This window comes from Saccharopolyspora sp. (genome assembly GCF_017434145.1).
GTDB lineage: Bacteria > Actinomycetota > Actinomycetes > Mycobacteriales > Pseudonocardiaceae > Saccharopolyspora_C > Saccharopolyspora_C galaxeae.
Window position 1 is genome coordinate 1 of sequence record NZ_JAFRFW010000353.1, and the last position, 1,621, is coordinate 1,621.

The 1,621-nt window shown below is 67.6% G+C and carries 1 protein-coding gene; it reads right to left on the minus strand.

The features are described 5' to 3' along the window. On the minus strand, positions 1 to 1,621 hold a 1,621-nt coding region (drmD, locus tag IJH84_RS09730; RefSeq protein WP_295142976.1), incomplete at both ends, for a DISARM system SNF2-like helicase DrmD.

Genomic DNA, 1,621 nt, shown 5'->3' on the forward strand with positions numbered 1-1,621 from the left:
AGCCCTCGGCCGCGCGCGACCACGAGCCCGTCAGCGGCGGAACGTCGTAGAGGCCCTCGGTGCCGAACTTGTGGTCCGCGTGTTCCCGCAGCGGCTGCTGGCGGGCCAGCTCCAAGGCGGTGTCCACGACCCGCTTGATCCGGTCCGGGGTGATGCCCAGTGTCTCCACGGTCCGGTCGAGGTTCTCCCGCAACCTGCGGACCTGGTCGCGGACGTTCGCCTCGGCCGGCAGCCGATCCTTCTTCTGGCCCGCGTTTTCGACCTCGTCGTCGCTGATCCGTTCGCCGAGCATGCGCCGCTGCACCTTGTCCGACAGCACCGCGTTGACCGAGCCAAGGTCCTCCTCCATCCGCGCGACCTTGCCGGCCACCCGGGAGAGGAACTCCAGGTCGGCTTCATAGGAATCGACGGCCCCGTCCCAGCCGGTGCCCACGAAGTGCCGCACGTCCGGGGTCTTTTCCTGCCCGTACCGGTCAATGCGGCCGATGCGCTGTTCGAGCTTGTTCGGGTTGAACGGGATGTCGTAGTTGACCAGCCGGTGGCAATGGCGCTGCAGGTCGATGCCCTCGCTCGCCGCGTCGGTGGCCAGCAGGATCCGCACTGGGTGCTCGGTGGGATCCTTCTGGAACGCCAGCCGCAGCCGCTCGCGGTCCTCAGTGGACATTCCGCCGTGCAGGCACTCGACGTGCTTGCCGCCGAGGCCTTCCTGCCCGAGCAGACTGACCAGCCAGTCCAGCGTGTCGCGGTACTCGGTGAAGACCACGACGCGTTCGTTGGTCCAGTGCTTGTCGGGTTTACAGGTCGCCCCGAGGTAGTCGATCAGCTTGCGCGCCTTGGCATCGGGCTCGGCCTCGTGCTCCTCGGCCCAGTCCAGCATGCGCTGCAGCAGGCCGACCTCGTCGTCTTCCGGGGCGGGCTGCATCGCTCGGGTGCGTTCCAGCGCGTCATCCTCGGCCTCGGCCAGACGTTCGTCGTCATACGTCGCGAGGTCGTCAAAGAAGTCCTCCATCCACTCCGGTACCTCGTCATCTCCCGCGGGCAATGCGCCGGAGCGCGATCGCAGGGTGTTCAAGTAGACCCGGACGGTGTGCGCGAAGGCGCTCGGGCTGGAGAACAAGCGCTTCTTGAGCAGCAACGTGACCAGATCGGTGGCCTTGCGCCCGCGCTGCGACTTCAGCTTCCGGCGACGCAGGTCCGCGAACCGGGACAACACGGCGTGGATTTCCCGCTCGCCGTCCGGGTATTCGACCGGGATCGCCTGCGCGTGCCGCTCCACGAAGCGCGGCGTGCCGTCGGCGTTGGTGACATCGCGCTTGAGGCGCCGCACGACCGTGTCCGACACGGCCGACTCGTCGGGTTCCATCCCGCGCACGAAGCGCTGATCGTCGAGGATCTCCAGCAATGCCGTGAACGAGGCCTGATAGCCGTTGTGCGGGGTTGCCGAGAGGAACAGGCGGTGGGTGAAGTGCGGCGCCAGCTTGCGGATCAGCTTGGTCTGCTGCGAATCCACCGCGTAGACCTGCCGAGGCGCTGCGGGTGCGACGTGGTGCGCTTCGTCGAGGATGAGCAGATCGAAGGTGCGCGGATAGGTCGGTCCGTCGGCGGGCAGCACCTCGTCCAG